The 17,428-nt window shown below is 70.6% G+C and carries 15 protein-coding genes; 3 read left to right on the top strand and 12 right to left on the bottom strand.

Features of this window, described 5'->3' with window-relative positions; genetic code table 11:
• Position 1: 1 nt before the first annotated feature.
• Positions 2 to 1,078: a hypothetical protein gene (locus ACFVAV_RS32215; RefSeq protein WP_379039357.1), complete on the bottom strand. Its 1,077-nt coding sequence runs from the start codon at positions 1,076 to 1,078 to the stop codon at positions 2 to 4.
• Positions 1,079 to 1,136: 58 nt separating this feature from the next.
• Positions 1,137 to 1,727: a DUF5134 domain-containing protein gene (locus tag ACFVAV_RS32210; protein ID WP_379039356.1), complete on the bottom strand. Its 591-nt coding sequence runs from the start codon at positions 1,725 to 1,727 to the stop codon at positions 1,137 to 1,139.
• Positions 1,728 to 1,843: 116 nt separating this feature from the next.
• Between ACFVAV_RS32210 and ACFVAV_RS32205 the strand changes: the two genes are divergently transcribed.
• The gene (locus ACFVAV_RS32205; RefSeq protein ID WP_379039355.1) at positions 1,844 to 2,362 is read left to right on the top strand and encodes a GNAT family N-acetyltransferase; all 519 of its coding nucleotides are present in this window, start codon (positions 1,844 to 1,846) and stop codon (positions 2,360 to 2,362) included.
• Here ACFVAV_RS32205 and ACFVAV_RS32200 read toward each other — a convergent pair.
• Together ACFVAV_RS32200 and ACFVAV_RS32195 are read right to left on the bottom strand one after the other, a co-directional pair.
• Complete coding sequence (locus tag ACFVAV_RS32200; RefSeq protein WP_379039354.1) at positions 2,343 to 3,566, bottom strand: aspartate aminotransferase family protein; 1,224 nt, start codon at positions 3,564 to 3,566, stop codon at positions 2,343 to 2,345. The two genes, ACFVAV_RS32205 and ACFVAV_RS32200, sit on opposite strands and share 20 nt — an antisense overlap.
• Before the next feature lie 54 nt (positions 3,567 to 3,620).
• Positions 3,621 to 4,262, bottom strand: coding sequence for a Pr6Pr family membrane protein (locus ACFVAV_RS32195; RefSeq protein ID WP_379039353.1), 642 nt, complete (start codon positions 4,260 to 4,262; stop codon positions 3,621 to 3,623).
• Positions 4,263 to 4,456: 194 nt separating this feature from the next.
• Between ACFVAV_RS32195 and hrpA the strand changes: the two genes are divergently transcribed.
• The gene (hrpA, locus tag ACFVAV_RS32190; RefSeq protein ID WP_379039352.1) at positions 4,457 to 8,719 is read left to right on the top strand and encodes an ATP-dependent RNA helicase HrpA; all 4,263 of its coding nucleotides are present in this window, start codon (positions 4,457 to 4,459) and stop codon (positions 8,717 to 8,719) included.
• A gap of 3 nt (positions 8,720 to 8,722) precedes the next feature.
• Here the strand turns inward: hrpA and nrdR are convergent, their stop codons facing one another.
• From nrdR to ACFVAV_RS32175, 3 genes are all read right to left on the bottom strand, one after another.
• The gene (gene nrdR, locus ACFVAV_RS32185; protein WP_379039351.1) at positions 8,723 to 9,193 is read right to left on the bottom strand and encodes a transcriptional regulator NrdR; all 471 of its coding nucleotides are present in this window, start codon (positions 9,191 to 9,193) and stop codon (positions 8,723 to 8,725) included.
• Positions 9,194 to 9,249: 56 nt separating this feature from the next.
• A complete protein-coding gene (locus ACFVAV_RS32180; RefSeq protein WP_379039350.1) occupies positions 9,250 to 10,461 on the bottom strand; it encodes a hypothetical protein in 1,212 nt (403 codons plus the stop codon).
• Positions 10,462 to 10,627: 166 nt separating this feature from the next.
• Entirely contained in the window at positions 10,628 to 11,278 is a 651-nt protein-coding gene (locus ACFVAV_RS32175) for a hypothetical protein (protein WP_379039349.1), read from the bottom strand.
• A gap of 230 nt (positions 11,279 to 11,508) precedes the next feature.
• On the opposite strand from ACFVAV_RS32175, the gene lexA reads away from it, so the two are divergent.
• Positions 11,509 to 12,225, top strand: coding sequence for a transcriptional repressor LexA (gene lexA / locus ACFVAV_RS32170; protein WP_379039348.1), 717 nt, complete (start codon positions 11,509 to 11,511; stop codon positions 12,223 to 12,225).
• 9 nt (positions 12,226 to 12,234) lie between these two features.
• Here the strand turns inward: lexA and ACFVAV_RS32165 are convergent, their stop codons facing one another.
• From ACFVAV_RS32165 to ACFVAV_RS32145, 5 genes are all read right to left on the bottom strand, one after another.
• Positions 12,235 to 12,978: a pirin family protein gene (locus ACFVAV_RS32165; protein ID WP_379039347.1), complete on the bottom strand. Its 744-nt coding sequence runs from the start codon at positions 12,976 to 12,978 to the stop codon at positions 12,235 to 12,237.
• An 86-nt stretch (positions 12,979 to 13,064) separates the two neighbouring features.
• Complete coding sequence (locus tag ACFVAV_RS32160; protein ID WP_379039346.1) at positions 13,065 to 13,937, bottom strand: lysophospholipid acyltransferase family protein; 873 nt, start codon at positions 13,935 to 13,937, stop codon at positions 13,065 to 13,067.
• A 127-nt stretch (positions 13,938 to 14,064) separates the two neighbouring features.
• On the bottom strand, positions 14,065 to 15,498 hold the full coding sequence (hflX, locus tag ACFVAV_RS32155; RefSeq protein ID WP_379039392.1) for a GTPase HflX: 1,434 nt from the start codon (positions 15,496 to 15,498) through the stop codon (positions 14,065 to 14,067).
• A 171-nt stretch (positions 15,499 to 15,669) separates the two neighbouring features.
• Entirely contained in the window at positions 15,670 to 16,551 is an 882-nt protein-coding gene (gene dapF / locus ACFVAV_RS32150) for a diaminopimelate epimerase (protein WP_379039391.1), read from the bottom strand.
• A gap of 44 nt (positions 16,552 to 16,595) precedes the next feature.
• The gene (locus ACFVAV_RS32145; RefSeq protein WP_379039345.1) at positions 16,596 to 17,420 is read right to left on the bottom strand and encodes a TrmH family RNA methyltransferase; all 825 of its coding nucleotides are present in this window, start codon (positions 17,418 to 17,420) and stop codon (positions 16,596 to 16,598) included.
• Positions 17,421 to 17,428: the final 8 nt, after the last annotated feature.

Below are 17,428 nucleotides of genomic sequence, written 5' to 3'. Positions count from 1 at the left end.
CTCAGTGTCCGAGCTGGCCGAAGCGGCGCAGCCACGGCGGCCGGGTCGTCCAGGTCCCGCGCCGCGGCGTCTCGGCGGTACTCAGGTCGGCGAGGATGCGGGTCTCCAGATGCCGTGGCGGGGTGCGCCGGTCGTCGACGGCCAGGCGGGCGAGCATGTCGTGCACGCCGCGGACCCGGGTGGCGAACTGCGCGAGCCGGTGCGGGGCGACCGCGGCGAGTTTGTTCTCGATGTGGTGATACTCGAGTTCGGCGACCGCGTCCAGGGCGTAGGCGTCGGCCAGGGCGAGGATCGAGCCGGGCGGGCACCAGGCCTGGGTGCTGCCGACGCGGACGATCCGCTGCTCGGCGAGCCGTTCGACACCCTCGGCGAGCAGCCGGGTGACGACCGGCAGGCGCAGGCCCAGTTCCCGGCTGATCGCCCGGTAGGTGCGCCCGCCGTAGTAGGCGAGCACGAACACTTCGCAATGGCTGTCGAGCGGATCGGCGAAGCCGAGGCGAGCCGAGGCCGCGAGCCAGGGTATGTCGTCGCCGTCGTGGCGGTCCAGCCGTAGCCGCTGCACCGCGAGCCGATGGACCTGGGCGAGCAGCCATGTCTGGTCGGCGCTGAACACCGCGTCGTCGCGGCCCGCACACGAGGACGCCGCCGTAGGCTCGCCGGGGTGCTCGGCGCCTGGTCCGGTCCGGGCGCCGTCACGGTCGTAGACCGCACCGTGGCCGAACGTGGTATCGCCACCGGTCTCGGTACCCAGGCCGGCGGCGAATGCAGAACGGCCCCAGGGTGTCCCGAGGTCGGGGACGGGCGGCTCCTCGACAGCGATCGGCGCCGCGGCAGCAAGGCTCGGGACGGCGTCGTCGACCGGCCACGGCGCGGCACGCAGGCGCTGATATCCCTCGCGGACAACATCTTCGGCCGATCCACGGCGATGCAGGACGCGCAGCGCGAGCCCGAAGGCGGCGGCGCCGGTGGCGCGGTACAGCGCACGCAGCGCGTCGCGATCGTCGGCGCCGGACGGGAACTCGGGAACGGGCAGCGCGACGCCACCCGGCGCCGGGTCGGGACCGCGCTGCCGATTCATCGTCGAATTCCTGTCCACACAACGGCAATTCGCAGCGCGGGCGGTTGTGGATCGGTATTCACCGGCCGATCGCGGCGATCAACATGAACGCGGTACCGATATCCATCACCACGTGGGGCACCAGCGCCGAGGTCAGCGGGTGGGCGCCGGCGGGGTGCACGAACCGGTGCCAGCGGGGGCCGTGACGGGCGGTACCGAGCGCGAGCAGGGCGTCCACCGTGAACAGGGCGGCCAGTGCCAGCGCGGGCCAGGGCGCCGGACCGGTCGCGTGGTCGCCGCCGTGACCGGCCATCGCGTACAGCATGGCCGCCGCGGCCACGGTGTGGTAGCCGATCGCCATGACCCCGTCGGGGCCCGCCGTCGCGCCGGTGCGCCACCCCACGATGCGTTCGGCCAGCAGGATCGCGAACGCGACGGTGAGCGCGGTGAGCACGCCACGGACGGCGTGGGGGTCGGTCGCGGCGGGGAACACCAGCATGGCCAGCATCACCAGGCACATGAGCAGGTGCGCGCTGTCGGCCGCGGTGTCGACCCGGTGGGTGGGTGGTGGCTGCCTGATCAGCCGCGCCACGACGATGAGCGTCGCTAGCACGAACGCGGCGACGACCGGCCAGCGTACGAGTGCATAGTGCTCAACGAATTCGGCCACACCCCACCACCTTCGAGTCGCCACCCGCGCCTCACCATGCTCGCATCGAGGCGGCGCCCGCGGGCGGTTTCCACCCAGGCGACGTCGCCGTCATAGCGATGACGGATCATGGACCGATGTCCGATACACAGTCCGTCGCCGCGAGGCAGGCGGTGCGCGTGACGGTCGACGACCTCACCGGCGCCCCGATCCGCGACCTGCTGACCGGCCACCACACCGAGATGGCCGCGAACTCCCCCGCCGACAGCATGCACGCGCTCGATCTGAGCGCTCTGCGCGATCCGGCGGTCACGGTGTGGAGCGCCTGGGCAGACGACGAGCTGGCCGGCTGCGGGGCGCTGAAGGACCTCGACGCGCGCCACGGCGAGATCAAGTCCATGCGCACCGCAGCCGGATTCACGGGCCGCGGGGTCGCCGCGACGGTGCTGACCCACATCGTCGACGAGGCCCGCCGGCGCGGATACACCCGCCTGAGCCTGGAGACCGGGTCGGGCGAGTACTTCGCGCCGGCTCGGCGCCTCTACCTACGCCACGGATTCACCGAGTGCGAGCCCTTCGCCGACTACGTCCTCGACCCGTACAGCCAGTTCTTCACGCTCGCGCTCGCGGCAGGGGTCAGCCCAGAGCGCGGGTGAAGCCCTCGACGAGATCGGCGACCTGAGCGTCGGTCATCACGAACGACGGCGAGATCTGCATCGCGCCCTGCCCGGCGGCGCGGCCCGAGATGCCGTGTTCGCGCAGGGTTTTCACCAGCGCGGGCCCCTCGGACGGGTCGGCCAGCTGGACCGCGGCCACCGCGCCGAGACCGCTGCGGACCTCGGCGACGCGCGGATGCTCGGCCAGCGGCGCGAGCAGGGTGTGCAGCGTGCGCTCCAGCCGGGCCGCTTCCTCGAGCAGCCCTTCGCGTTCGATGATGGCGAGGTTGGCCAGCGCCGCGGCGGCCGCGCCCGCGTGCCCGCCGTAGGTGTAGCCGTGCCGCCACCACACGCCACCGGAGAAGAAGGGTTCGGCCAGGTGCGGGGCGATGAACACCGCGCCCATCGGCAGGTAGCCCGAGGTCAGGCCCTTGGCCGTGGTGACGAGGTCGGGTTCGAGGCCGAACCGGGTGGAGGCGAACCAGCTGCCGCCGATTCGGCCGAAGCCGGTCACCACCTCGTCGGCGACGAACAGGATGTCGTGCTCGCGGCAGATCTGGCGCACCTCGGCCAGGTAGCCCTCCGGCGGCAGGTACACCCCGCCCGCGCCGATGATCGGCTCGCAGAAGAACGCCGCGATCTGTTCGGCGCCGACCTCCTCGATCAGGGCGAGCAGCGACTTCGCGTCGTTCCATTCGACGGTGCGGGTGTCGGCGACGAGCTCGCCGTAGCCCTCGGTGTTGCCGGCGAGGCCACCGATCGAGGTGCCCGCGTAGTGCATGCCGTGGTAGGCCAGGCGACGGCCGACCAGGATCTTCTTGTCGGTGCGACCCAGTTCGTGCCAGTACCGGCGCGCCAGTTTGGCCGCGGTCTCCACCGAGTCCGAGCCGCCGGAGGTGAAGAAGATCTTGCTGCCGGGGACCGGCGCGATGGCTGACAGCTTCTCGGCGAGTTCCTGCGTCGGCGGCTCGGTGAGGTCACCGAAGTTCGAGTAGTGGGCGATGGTGCGCAACTGCTCGGCGACCGCGTCGGCGATCTCCGCGCGACCGTGCCCGACGTTGGCGAACCAGAGTCCGGCCGTGGCGTCGAGATACCGGGTGCCCGCGGTGTCGTAGACGTAGGCACCGTCGCCGCGGGCGACGACGAACGCACCGTCACGAGTGACGGCACCCATATCGGCGAATCCATGCCAGAGCGCATTCATGGCTCCACACATACCCGAACCGGCGGGGTCGCGCTCGCCGGACTCGCGGATGTCTCAGTCCTCGGACTCGCGTTCCCGCCACCAGGCAGGCAGGTCACCCAGCGACGCCATGGCAACCGCCAGCACCGCGAACACCAGGGTCAGCACGACCAATCCGAGGGCCATCGACACGTAGCCCTGCTGGCGCGGGTCGATGAACGGGTACGGATACCAGTCGACGATCGGACCGCGGATCAGGCTGTAGATGCCGTAGATCAGCGGGAAGAGCAGCCACTGCCCGATCAGCTGCGGGCTCGGGCGCAACCGCTGCGGCATCGCGACCAGCATCCAGTCCAGCACCAGGATCAGCGGCAGATACCGGTGCATGATGTCGTTGATCCACTTGTCGTTGAGCATGACGTCGATCCGCGCCAGCAGGACCGCGTAGACGACCATCGTGATGAGCATGTACAGCGTCACCGCACCGCGGAACAGGTGCCAGCCGCGGCCCTGCGGTGCGAGCAACCCGCCGACGAACAAGACGATCACCCCGAGGATGTTCGATTCGATGGTGAAGTAGCTCAGATAGTTGGTGAGCGAGAAGGTCGCGGAGTCGATGTTGCGCAGCGGAATCCACAGCAGCGCGACCAGCCCGAGCGCGGCGAACCCGATCCGGTAGGCCCTGATCCACCACGCCGTCCCCGCTGCTGCGCTCATGTCCGGATCCTCGCACGCGCCACCCGCGTCGACCTGCAGATGTGGCGATGCCGGGGCTGCGCGTCGCGGCTGGTCGAGGCGGACGCGCGGACGCGACCGCACAGCGTGCCGGTGTGTCGTTGGTCTCCGCCGCCCCGCGCACCGGGAGCGCGAGCGGAAAACCGGTGGCGGGCTTCGCTACGCTGGTAGGCGCAATGACCAGGACAGCTAGCACCGGAACCCGCGCGCTGCGCACCCGCCTGGCGGAGGTCTCGCTGCGCGACGAACACCGGCTCCGGCGCAAGCTCGACCGGGCGCGCCCCGACGATCTGCCCGCGCTGGACGCAGAGATCGCCGCCGCCGCGACCCGCGTGGCCAATCGCCGCGCGGCGGTTCCGTCGATCCGGTATCCGGAGCAACTACCCGTCTCCGCGCGCCGCGACGACATCGCCGCCGCGATCGCCGAGCACCAGGTGGTGATCGTGGCCGGCGAGACCGGCTCCGGCAAGACCACCCAGATCCCGAAGATCTGCCTCGAGCTCGGTCGCGGCATCCGCGGCACCATCGGCCACACCCAGCCGCGCCGGCTCGCCGCGCGCACCGTCGCCGAACGCATCGCCGAGGAACTGGGCACCGAACTGGGTGACGTGGTGGGCTACACCGTCCGCTTCACCGATCAGGCCTCGGACCGCACCCTGGTCAAGCTGATGACCGACGGCATCCTGCTCGCCGAGATCCAGCGCGACCGGATGCTGCGCCGCTACGACACGATCATCATCGACGAGGCGCACGAGCGCAGCCTCAATATCGACTTCCTGCTCGGGTATCTCAAACAGCTGCTGCCCCAGCGCCCCGACCTCAAGGTGATCATCACCTCGGCGACGATCGATCCCGAACTGTTCGCCCGCCATTTCGCCGACGCCGAGGGCACGCCGGCGCCGATCGTCGAGGTGTCGGGCCGGTCGTATCCGGTGGAGTTGCGGTATCGCCCACTGTCGCTGGAGCTGCCCGGCTCCGACGAAGAGGACGAGGACACCCGCGTCGTCGACCGCGATCCCACCGACGCCGTCGCCGACGCGGTCACCGAGCTGTTCGCCGAGGGCGACGGTGACGTGCTGGTGTTCCTGTCCGGCGAACGCGAGATCCGCGACACCGCCGACGCGCTGCGCGACCTGAGACTCCCCCGCACCGAGATCGTGCCGCTGTACGCGCGCCTGTCCGCCGCCGAGCAGCACAAGGTGTTCGCCCCGCACACCGGCCGCCGGGTGGTGCTGGCCACCAACGTCGCCGAGACCTCACTCACGGTGCCGGGTATCCGCTACGTGATCGACCCCGGCACGGCGCGCATCTCGCGGTACTCGATGCGCACCAAGGTGCAGCGGCTGCCGATCGAACCGGTCTCGCAGGCTTCGGCACGGCAGCGGTCGGGCCGGTGCGGTCGTGTCGCCGACGGCATCTGTATCCGGCTCTATTCCGAGGACGACTTCGAATCGCGGCCCGCGTTCACCGAACCGGAGATCCTGCGTACCAATCTGGCCGCGGTCATCCTGCAGATGACGGCGCTCGGCCTCGGCGACATCGAGAGCTTCCCGTTCGTCGAGGCCCCCGATCGGCGCGCCATCCGCGACGGCATCGCGCTGCTCGAGGAACTCGGTGCGCTCGCGCACGGCAGCGCGAAAGCCGTGGACGGCGAAGCGCATTCGGGCGGGCACCTCACGCTCACCCCGACCGGCCGGGAGATGGCGCAGCTGCCGGTGGATCCGCGGATGGCGCGCATGCTCGTCGAGGCGCACCGCAACGGGTGCCTGGACGAGGTGCTGGTGATCGTGGCCGCGCTGTCCATCCAGGACGTGCGCGAACGCCCCGTCGACCACCAGCAGGCCGCCGACACCCAGCACGCCCGTTTCACCGTGGACGGTTCGGACTTCCTGGCCTACCTGCGTCTGTGGGACTACCTGACCGAGCAGCGCAAGTCGCTGTCGTCCAACCAGTTCCGCCGGATGTGCCGCGACGAGTTCCTGCACTACCTGCGGATCAGGGAGTGGCAGGACCTGCACGGTCAGCTGCGCACCATCACCCGCGGGCTCGGCTGGAACGACGGGGGCGCGCAGCGGGCGAACTCCGACAGCCCCCCGGCGGCCGAGGACGGCGCGGGCTCGAAGCGGAACCGCCGCGGCCGGGGCCGCACTCCCGAACGCGGACCGCGGTCGGCCGCCACCGATACCTCGGACGCCGCGGCCGGAAACGACGACCGAGCGCCGGAGTCGGCGCGGCAGCACGCCGGCCGTTCCCGGCGCGGGCGCGGTAACGACGCGGCGCAGCGGGCACCGCAGCCCGAGCTGCGTCCTGGCCAGGGCACTTCCGCGACGAAAGCCGGTCGCGGGTCGGCGGATTCGGCAGCAGCGGAGGCCGAGGCCGCGATGCCGTGGCCCAGCGCGCAGATCCATCAGTCCCTGCTGGCAGGCATGCTGTCGCATATCGGTGTGCGCGAGGCGGAGTCGCGAGAGTTCCTCGGCGCGCGCAATGCCAAGTTCATGATCTTCCCCGGCTCCTCGCTGGCGAAGAAGCCACCGCGCTGGGTGATGGCGGCCGAACTGGTGGAAACCTCCCGGCTGTGGGGCCGGATCGCGGCGAAGGTGGAACCCGAATGGGCCGAGCGGCTCGCGGGTGATCTGGTGAAGCGCACCTATTCCGAGCCGCATTGGTCGTCCAAGCGCGGTGCGGCACGCGCCTACGAGCGGGCCACGCTCTACGGCGTGCCGCTGGTGACGGGCAGACCGGTCGACTACGGCCGCATCGATCCCGAACTCTCCCGCGAACTGTTCATCCGGCACGCGCTGGTCCAGGGCGAGTGGCAGACCAGGCACGGCTTCTTCGCGCGCAACCGCGCCCTGATCGACGATGTCGCCGATCTCGAGCACCGGGCCCGCCGCCGCGACATCCTGGTCGACGACGAAGTGCTGTTCGAGTTCTACGACCAGCGCCTGCCCGCCGACATCGTCTCGGTACGCCATTTCGACAGCTGGTGGCGCAAGGCCGAACGCACCGACCCGGCGATGCTGGACTTCTCGACCGACACCGTGGTCAACGCGGGCGCGGCCGCGCTCGACCCCACCGACTTCCCCGATGCCTGGCGTCAGGGCGAACTCAGCTTCCCGCTGACCTATCAGTTCGAACCCGGGCAGGATGACGACGGTGTGACCGTGCGGATTCCGGTCGAGCAACTCGCGCACGTGCGGGCCGTCGGCTTCGACTGGCTGGTGCCGGGCATGCGCGAGGAACTGGCCGCCGCCTATATCAAGACCCTCCCGAAGGCATTGCGCCGCACCGTGGTTCCCGCGCCCGACTTCGCCGCGGCGGCGCTGCGCGAGCTGACCCCGCGCGCCGAGCCGTTGCGCACCGGACTGTCCAGGGAACTCTCGCGACTGGGTTCGGTCACCATCTCCGCCGACGACCTGTCCCCCACGGCACTGCCGGATCATCTGCGGATGACCTTCGCCGCGGTTGATCAGCGCGGCACGGTACTGGCCAAGAGCAAGAATCTCGCACAGCTGAAATCGACACTGGCCGAGCAGGTTTCAGCGTCGGTTGCCCGCGCCACCGCGGGTGCCGAACGCGCACCCGCGACGGTCTGGACCTCCGAATCCCTCGGCGCGGTGGCCCCGACGGTGCGGCGTGAGGTGGCCGGTCAGACGGTGACCGGATACCCGGCGCTGGTGCCCGAGGGCGAGGGGGTGGCCGTGCGCGTGCTCAGTTCCCCCGCCGAGCAGGCGGCCGCCATGCGCGCCGGTGTGCGAACCCTCCTGCTGGCCGCGATCCCGACCTCCACCCGCGCGGTCACCGCCGGAGTGCCTGCCGCCGACCGGCTGGCCCTGAGCCAGAATCCCGACGGCTCCCTGGACAAGCTCGTCGAGGACTGCCGGGTCGCGGCCGCCGACGAGCTGATCGCGGCAGCGGGTGGCCCCGTGCGCACCCCCGAGGAATTCGACAAGCTGGTCGCCGCCGTCCGCCCACAGCTGGCGACCGCGGTCACCGGCCTGATCCGCGCGGTGGCGCCGGTCCTGTCGGCCGCGCACCAGGCGCGCGCCGCCCTGGCCGACACCGCCGAGACCGATATCGCCGACGATGTCCGTCAGCAGCTCGACGACCTGCTGTTCCCCGGCTTCGTCGCCGAGTGGGGCCGCGCCCGGCTGCGCGAACTCCCCCGCTATCTGCTCGCCGCGGCGCAACGACTGGAATCGCTGCCCGGCTCGGCGGTGCGTGATCGTCAGGGCATGGCCGAGGTCGACCGGATGCTGGCCGCCTACGACAAGCTGGTGCGCAGCCTGCCCGAGGGCCGCAGGAACGCGCGCGACGTCACCGAGATCTGGTGGATGGTCGAGGAACTGCGCGTCAGCCTGTTCGCGCAGAAGATCGGCACACCGTACCCGGTGTCGGCCAAACGGATCGAGAAGGCGATCGGCGCGATCCGGCGCTGATCGTCAGTCGGTCGCGGCGACCGCGGTCGCGCGGGCCTTGCGCATCTCGGTGATCTCGCGTTCGAAATCGGCTGCGCTGGTGAAGGATCGGTACACCGAGGCAAATCGCAGATAGGCCACTTCGTCCAGATCGCGCAGTGGGCCGAGGATAGCCAGACCGACCTCATGGCTCGGCACTTCGGGAGATCCCTTGGCGCGCACCGTGTCTTCGACCTGCTGGGCGAGCAGGTTCAGCGCGTCGTCGTCGACCTCGCGGCCCTGGCACGCGCGCCGGACACCGACGATCACCTTCTCGCGGCTGAACGGCTCGGTGACGCCGCTGCGCTTGACCACCGACAGGATCGCGGTCTCGACGGTGGTGAACCGGCGACCGCAGGTCGGACACGACCGCCGGCGGCGGATCGCCGTGCCCTCCTCGACTTCACGCGAGTCGACGACTCGCGAGTCAGGGTGTCGGCAATACGGGCAATGCATCCGAGGGTTCCTTCGTCGATGCGACGTCTACTCCATGGCACTTGACAGAATACCTGTCACTGGTGCCACACCTGCCACTGCGTGGTCAGGTCCGCGATCAGCTCCGGCAACCGGCCCAGCATCCGGCCGCGGGTGAGCTTGGCGGGGAAGGGCTCGGAGTACACCGTCACCGCGTGCGCCGCGTCGGCGGTGAGGTCGAGATGGCGGGGCACCAGGTCGGCGGTGAGGTAGGCCCAGCGGGAGTCGCGGTCGGCCCAGTTGAAGTCGGGCAGCGGCATCCGCAGGCCGAGCCCGCCTGCGCGCACCGTCGCGGGGGCGTACACGCCGGGCGCGCGGACACCGGGGACGGCGGGTTTGCCCGCGATCGTGGTGACGTAGGTGAGCACCCGGCCCATGCCGTCGCGTCCGGCCGCGGTCGCGTCCCATTGGTCGGCGACGATGTGGTTCTGCTCCCGGTCGGTCATCCGGACCAGCGCGTCCGCGCGGCCCGCCGCGGTGCCGCCGTCGATGCCGACCCAGGCGGTGCGGATGCCGTCGTCGATCAATCCCGCCGCGAACAGCTCATCGATGCCGGCCATTCCGTCGGCGAGGTAGGCCTCGTGCATCGGGACCAGGTCGGTGAAGATGTGCTTCTGCATGATCATCAGCCGGATCTGATACCAGGCGAGGTCGGCGGCGCTCAGGCGGGGGCCGTTGACGGCCAGGCCCGCGATATCGGCCGGCACCCCCGCGACGAGCTCGGGTGGCGTGGCCCGCAGCAGCTCGGCGACGGCGGTGCCGAGTTCGTGGATCCCGCCGACAGACAGCACCGCGCCGACATCGCCGACGTCGAAGAAGCCGGAGGCGAAGGAGCCGCCCGCGATGCCGGCCAGCCCGGCCCAGTAGAAGTCGGGGCGGGCGGCGGCGATGCGGAAGTAGTTGACGTACACCTGACCGAAGGTCGCCGTATTGGCGGCGACGCCGCGAGAGGGCTCCCAGGCAACGAGGTCGACGGCCGCGTTGTCGGTGGCGACGACGAGCCAGTACTGGTGCAGCAGCGTGGCATAGCGTGACGGTGCGATGCCGTCGGCCCGCGCCTGCGTCAGTGCGGCCCGCAGCGGTGGTTCGCTCAGTGGTAGCGCCGGATGCAGGCCGCCGCCGAACTCACCCTCGCCATTGATCGCGGGGAGATCGAGGTACTCCGCGTACGCGGGGACCGCGCGGGCGGCGGGCGCGAGCAGCGCGCCGAGAACGAGACTGAGCAGCAGAGCGATCCAGCAGCGGCGCACCGTGACCTCGCATCCGGACTTCGGCCGGGGGTCCGTACCCGCCCCGGCTCAGGATGCACGTCACCGTAGCAACGCGTTCTAGTTTTGGTGCGCTTTTCGTCCAGCCGGCCGACCCGTCAGGTCTCGAATTCAGCGCGGAAACCGTTCCTGTACAGGACTTTTCACCCTATCGAACTGTCCCGGACAGTTCTGCCGACGGAGCGCCCACCTGCTCGGAAATCCCGGCGGCGGCCGGATCGAACCGGTCACCGAAACTGCCGGCCCGCATGTGCGCCAGACCGAGGAACGCGACGACGATCAGCGCGGTCACCAGCGCCGCCACCGCCAGCACCGCGAACCCGACCTTTGCCTGTTCGACCCGGCGCACCGGATGCACACCACGGGCAGGCCGAGCACCGCCGACGCGGGCGTACAGCACCGCCTCGCCGCGGGGCCCGGTCGCTCGCCGACCACGATCGGCGCGCGCCGGGCGCACGACCCGCGGCCGCGGTGAATCCGTCTGCGGCACCGTGGCGAAGGCGATGTCGAGCGCCGCGTCGGCGGGCCGCGCCGCCGCCTCCGCGAGCACGCCACGCGCGGCGGCCAGACCGTCCATGCCATAGGCGGCGAACACCTCGGCGGCGGGCCCACGCGACACCTCGGGACGAGCGATCGCGGGCCGCGCCGCCTGCGCGGGACGACGCCCCACCGGGCTGCCACCCGCGCCGCGCACGAGGGAGAACGGCCGTCGCGCACGAGGGTTGCGGCGACGCCGGGTGATCGGTTCGGGATAGGCGGCGGGGTCGTAGGACTGCAGGGCGCTGGTCGCTGTGCTCATCGGAAGAACCTCCGGGGTGGTGTGCTCCGCTGCTGAAGGAATAGCTGGTGAAGCCGCTGTGTCACACATTGTTCGAACATGTGTGCGACGAACTGATGTTCGATTTCTACCACGCCGCGACGGCGATGTCAGCACGAAACGCCCGACATGCTCGAACAGATGTTTGATACTTCGGCGTGGCACGACTAGCCTCGGAAAGGCGAAATCGACCAGCGGAAGGGCGGGACACGGTGACCCACACAGACGACACGGGTGACGAAAGCGCTACCGGCACCGTCACATCGGGATCCGGTGCGGATCTCACCGTGCGTCAGCGCACGGTCCTCGACGTCATCCGGACCTCGGTGACCGAGCGCGGCTATCCGCCCAGTATCCGCGAGATCGGCGACGCGGTCGGGCTCACCTCCACCTCCTCGGTGGCCCATCAACTCCGGGCGCTCGAGCGCAAGGGGTATCTGCGCCGCGACCCGAATCGCCCGCGCGCGGTGAACGTCCGCGGGCTCGACGAGGCCGTCCGTTCGGTGACCACGCTGCCCGCCGAACCGGCCGACGACGTCGACGCGAGCAGGCCGACGCCGACCTTCGTCCCGGTCCTCGGCCGGATCGCCGCCGGTGGGCCGATCCTGGCCGAGCAGGCCGTCGAAGACGTCTTCCCGCTGCCCCGCGAGCTCGTCGGCGACGGTTCCCTGTTCCTGCTGAAGGTCGTCGGCCAGTCGATGGTCGACGCGGCCATCTGCGACGGCGACTGGGTCGTGGTGCGGCAGCAGAATGTCGCCGAGGGTGGCGACATCGTGGCCGCCATGATCGACGGCGAAGCGACCGTGAAGACGTTCAAGCGCACGGGCAAGGACGTGTGGCTGATGCCGCACAACCCGCACTTCGAACCGATCCCGGGCAACGACGCGCAAATCCTCGGCAAGGTCGTCACCGTCATCCGCAAGATCTGAGCGCCGCGCTCAGCGGCGCGCGGACGCGTCCATTTCCCAGATCAGCAACTCGGCGGCGGTCAGCGCGGTGACGCGGTGGCCGCCCGCTGCGGTCAGGCGCACGGCGTCGCCCTGTTCCAGGGTGCCGGTGTCCTCGAAGTCGACGGAGCCGCGCGCGACGAACACATGACCGTAGGGCGCGTCCGGAACGGTGATCGCCCGACCGGGATCCAGTCGCGCCACATGGAACGTGGCATGCCGGTTGCCGATGCCGATCGCGGCCTCGCCGCGGTATCTCGGCATACCGGAGGCGACGGGCACCAGGGTGTTGCGGCGCAGGTCGCCCTCGATGTCGAGTTCCTGGTAGCTCGGTGCGACGCCAGGGGTGTCGGGCGGAATCCACATCTGCACGACATGCAGGCGTTCCCGCTCCCGGTATCCCGCGCCGTTGCGTTCGGAGTGCCGGATGCCGGTGCCCGCGCTCATCCGCTGCGCCAGCCCCGGATGGATCATCCCGGAACGGCCCGCCGAATCCTGATGCACGACCGTGCCTTCCAGGACCCAGGTGAGGATCTCGGTGTCGCGGTGCTGATGGGTGTCGAAACCCTCGCCCGGGCCGACGGTGTCCTCGTTGTGCACCAGAAGCAGGCCGTGCGCATGGTCCTCGAGCGCGAAGTTGCCGGTCGCCGGGAACGACTGCCGCGAGTCGAGCCACTCGTTCCACCAGTGCGCGCGGTCCGCGCCGGGTACCACCTGAACCTGGGACGTCACCATCGTCGCCACCTTCCACTATCCGGACTTTGGTCCGTATAGCGGGTAACGCGGTCGGCGCCGCGGGCATTCCACGGCGCCGACCGGGCTCAGAAAGGCAGTGCGCCGCGCAGACGGCCGACCAGGGTGCGGCCGGAATCGCGGTCACGCTCGGCGAACAGGAACTGCAGTTCCTCCTCGAGCCCCTTGCGCACCACATCGCGCAGATCGGCGGCCGCGGCATCGAGATCCTCGGCCTCGAGCCACGGCGTCGGGTCGATCGGCGCGCCCGCGGAGTAGTAGAAGCGTTCCGGCCGCGGCAGCGGGGTGGGGCCGATGCCCTTGACCATCGGCGGGTTCAGCTCCGGGTTGATGCCGAGCAGGCTGCACGTCCAGCGCAGCGGGCGCATCACCGGATGCTGGCCGTCGAAGACGATGTCGAACGCATCGTCGACACCGATCATCGCCAGCGGCACGATCGGCACCCCCGCCTGGATCGCCATCCGCGCGAACCCGGTCCGGCCCTCCCACTTGAGCACGTACTTCTCGCCCTTGCGGCGGATCGCCTCCCTACCGCCACCGGGGAACACGACAACTGCTTCACCCTGCTCCAGCAGCGCCAGGCAGTTGTTGCGGGTTCCGCGCACGGCGCCGAAGCGGTGCAGGATATGGCGCACACCGGGCACCATCAGCACATGCTCGGCCAGTCCACGCACCAGTCTGCCGCGTGCCCGCAGGATCGCAGGCATCAGCAACGGCGCATCGATTCCGCCGAGCAGGTTGTGGTTGGCCACGATCAGCACCGGGCCCTCGGCCGGAATGTTGTCCAGGCCGTAGAACCGCGGGCTCGCCCACGCGCGCACCGGCGCGAACACCGCCTCGAACGCGCGGATCTCCCATTCGCTCGGCGTCGGGTTCGACGGCGCGTTGTCGGAGAGGATCCGGTCGCCCTGCTCGACCGATCCCGCCCTGTTCCCGTTCACACTCTCTGGACCCCGCTGGTCATTCGACATAACACCCTCCTGCTGTCGACAATCGACCATAGCGCCCGAAAATGGCTGTGTCGCATCAATGTTGGCCGCTACCCGGCGGCAAACCCGGCTGGTCGGATCAGCTCGGCACGACTTCGGCCGGACCCGAATGGGCGTACTCCGACAGGGGGGCGGCCAGTGCCTGTGGCACGCGCGCCCGGACCCGGGTGCCGCCTTCCTCGTGCTCGGTGGAGATGATCCGGCCGTCGGCGTGGATGCGCGCGAGCAGATCACCGCGGCTGTAGGGCAGCAGCACGCTGATGTCGACATCGAGCCCGCCGAGCACCTCGGAGAGCCGCTCGCGCAACTCCGCCACCCCGGCGCCGGTCTGCGCGGAGACGAAGGCCGCGTCGGGCAGCAGCCCGCGCAGCCGGGTGAGCTCGTTCGGGTCGGCCGCGTCGATCTTGTTGACCACCAGCAGTTCCGGCGGTGCGGCGGTGCCCTGCTCCTTGATCACGTCGGTGATCACCTCGCGGACCGCCCTGATCTGCTCGAGCGGCAGCGGATCGGATCCGTCGACGACATGCAGCAGCAGGTCGGCGCCGGTGACCTCTTCCAGCGTCGAGCGGAACGCCTCGACCAGCTGGGTCGGCAGGTGGCGGACGAAGCCGACGGTGTCGGTGAACACCATCTCGCGGCCGTCGTCGAGCGCGGCCCTGCGCGTGGTCGGATCCAGGGTGGCGAACAGCGCGTCCTGCACCAGCAGGCCGGCGCCGGTGAGCGCGTTCATCAGGCTGGACTTGCCCGCGTTGGTGTAGCCGACGATGGCGATCGCGGGGACGCCGCTGCCCGCGCGACGTGCGCGCATGGTGTCGCGGGCGGTCTTCATCTCCCGGATCTCGCGGCGCAGCTTGGCCATCCGCTCGCGGATGCGGCGGCGGTCGGTCTCGATCTTGGTCTCACCGGGACCACGCAGACCCACGCCACCACCGTTGCCGCCCGCGCGACCACCGGCCTGCCGCGACATCGACTCACCCCAGCCGCGCAGCCGCGGCAGCATGTATTCCATCTGCGCGAGTGCGACCTGGGCCTTGCCCTCGCGGGAGGTGGCGTGCTGGGCGAAGATGTCGAGGATCAGCGCGGTGCGGTCGATGACCTTCACCTTGACGACCTTCTCCAGCGCGGTCAGCTGCGCCGGGGTGAGTTCACCGTCGCAGATCACGGTGTCGGCACCGGTGTCGAGGACCACGGTGCGCAGTTCCTCGGCCTTGCCGGAACCGATGTAGGTGGCCGGGTCGGGCTTGTCGCGGCGCTGGATCAGGCCTTCGAGTACCTCGGAACCCGCCGTCTCGGCGAGGGCGGCCAGCTCGACCATGCTCGCCTCGGCCTGGGCGGAGCTGCCGGTGGTCCACACACCGACCAGCACGACCCGTTCCAGGCGCAGCTGCCGGTATTCGACCTCGGTGATGTCGGTGAGTTCGGTGGACAGCCCGGCGACGCGGCGCAGCGAGGAGCGCTCGTCGAGCTGCATCTCGCCGACCGTGGGTTCGGGCGCCCAGCCGGGACGCTGCATGCGGGCCGCGTGGCGGGCGAGCGCGTCGTCGACGTCGCCGCGGTCGGCGGCCACGTCGGGATCGGCCGCGGTGGTGTGCTCGGCCGAGGTGGGCTCTGTGGGGGGTTTTGATTTCGTCATACGCCTTCTATGCTGCCACGTCACGGTGACAGCGCGCATCCGGTTATCGGCCTACTGCGCGTCCCACCAGTCCCGCGACAACGTGCCGGCGGCGAGCAGCACCGACGGACCGCGCAGCCAGGCCCGGCCCTGGTCGATGGTCACCAGTACCTGACCGCCGGGCACCCGCACCGTCACCGCGCCGGACCCGGTACCGACCGAGACACCGGCGGCGGTCAGCGCGGCGGCCGCCGCGGCGACGGTTCCCGTTCCGCAGGACCGTGTTTCGCCGACGCCGCGTTCGTAGACCCGCATGTCGACGGCGTTGTCGGGGCCCAGCGCGGTGAGGATCTCGACATTGACCCCGTGCGGGAACAGATCGGGATCGAAACCCGGTGCGACGGCCAGATCGAGCTTGGCCAGCGCGTCGGCCGTGAGTCCGTCGTCGACGCAGGCCAGATGCGGATTGCCGACATCGATGCCGATCCCCGGCAGCGCCCAGCCGCCCAGGGTCGCGGTGGACGGGCCGAGTTCACGCACCACACCCATGTCGACGGTGACCTCGCCGTCGACCGGCCCCGCCGCGTGCACCACGACAGGCCGGGCGCCGGCACGGCTGCCGACGACGTACTCGGTGCGCGATTCCATTCCGGACGCGTTCAGGTAGTGCGCGAACACCCGCACGCCGTTGCCGCACATCTCGGCGATCGAGCCGTCGGCATTGCGGTAGTCCATGAACCAGTCGTCGGCGCCGACGCCGTCGGGCAGCGCCGCGAGCACCCCCGCAGCGACGAGTGCGCCGGTCTTGGCGACCCGCAGCACGCCGTCGGCGCCGAGGCCACGCTGCCGGTCGCAGAGCGCGGCGACGCGGTCGGCGGTCAGGTCGAGCCGGACCTGCGGGTCCGGCAGCACGACGAAATCGTTCTGGGTGCCGTTGCCTTTGCTGAATTCGATGTCGGACACGGTCGTCATTCTCCTCTCGGCCGCCGGGCGCCGCGCTACCGGGCGAAGGTGCGCCGCTGGCGGGCGATCTCGTAGAGGCTGATCGCGCCCGCCGACGGCGCGCCCAGCGAGCTGGCGGTGCCGCCCATCGGGATGGTCACCAGGTCGTCGCAGGCCTCGGCCCAGGCCGAGCTCATCCCGGTGGTCTCGTTGCCGACCACCAGGATCGTGGCCTCGGTGAAGTCGTAGTCGTAGATGGTGCTCGGCGCGTCTTCGTCGGTGCCGACGATGCGGGTGGGGATGCCGCGCGCCACCTGGCGGTCCCGGAATTCGAGGACCTGTGCGGGCCCGGCGGCGCGCAGGACCGGGACGGCGAACAGCGAACCGGTGGAGGCGCGCACGGCCTGCGGATCGAACTGGTCGGCGCCGTGCCCGGTGACGATCACCCCGGACGCGCCGAAGGCGTCGGCGGAGCGGATCAGCGTGCCGAGGTTGCCCGGCGAGTTGGGGCGGTCGAACACGACGACGACCGGCGCGTCCTCCCCCGGGTCGCCGGGCTCGTAGTCGGCCAGGTCCGGCTGCTGGGAGACCGCCACCGCGACGATCTCCGGCACGCTCGCCGCCTTCTCCCCCAGCTCGGCCATGAGCTCGGGCACCAGCCCGACCTGCGGCACGTCGGCGGTGTCGAGTACCTCGCGCGCCCAGCTGGACAGTTCGGGGGTACCGAGCCGGTAGAGCAGCGTTTCCAGGGGCCAGTCGTTGGCGAGCGCCTGGGTGATCGGGCGCACGCCCTGCACGAGGAACCGGCCGTCACGATGACGTTTCGTCCGGTTGTTGAGATAGGCCTGCCACACCTGCACCGAGGCGTTGCGGGTACTCACTCGTCGCG

The organism is Nocardia sp. NPDC057663 (assembly GCF_042799895.1).
In the GTDB taxonomy this organism is placed as follows: domain Bacteria; phylum Actinomycetota; class Actinomycetes; order Mycobacteriales; family Mycobacteriaceae; genus Nocardia.
The sequence above is the reverse complement of the archived record's forward strand: the minus strand, read 5'-3'. Positions and strand labels throughout refer to the sequence as shown.

What these genes read in the sequence shown, in the direction of transcription:
- ACFVAV_RS32215 (WP_379039357.1), bottom strand. Translation starts at nt 1,078, where the DNA reads ATGAATCGGCAGCGCGGTCCCGACCCGGCGCCGGGTGGCGTCGCGCTG.
- ACFVAV_RS32205 (WP_379039355.1), top strand. Translation starts at nt 1,844, where the DNA reads ATGTCCGATACACAGTCCGTCGCCGCGAGGCAGGCGGTGCGCGTGACG.
- ACFVAV_RS32200 (WP_379039354.1), bottom strand. Translation starts at nt 3,566, where the DNA reads ATGAATGCGCTCTGGCATGGATTCGCCGATATGGGTGCCGTCACTCGT.
- ACFVAV_RS32195 (WP_379039353.1), bottom strand. Translation starts at nt 4,262, where the DNA reads ATGAGCGCAGCAGCGGGGACGGCGTGGTGGATCAGGGCCTACCGGATC.
- hrpA (WP_379039352.1), top strand. Translation starts at nt 4,457, where the DNA reads ATGACCAGGACAGCTAGCACCGGAACCCGCGCGCTGCGCACCCGCCTG.
- nrdR (WP_379039351.1), bottom strand. Translation starts at nt 9,193, where the DNA reads ATGCATTGCCCGTATTGCCGACACCCTGACTCGCGAGTCGTCGACTCG.
- ACFVAV_RS32175 (WP_379039349.1), bottom strand. Translation starts at nt 11,278, where the DNA reads ATGAGCACAGCGACCAGCGCCCTGCAGTCCTACGACCCCGCCGCCTAT.
- ACFVAV_RS32165 (WP_379039347.1), bottom strand. Translation starts at nt 12,978, where the DNA reads ATGGTGACGTCCCAGGTTCAGGTGGTACCCGGCGCGGACCGCGCGCAC.
- hflX (WP_379039392.1), bottom strand. Translation starts at nt 15,498, where the DNA reads ATGCAGCGTCCCGGCTGGGCGCCCGAACCCACGGTCGGCGAGATGCAG.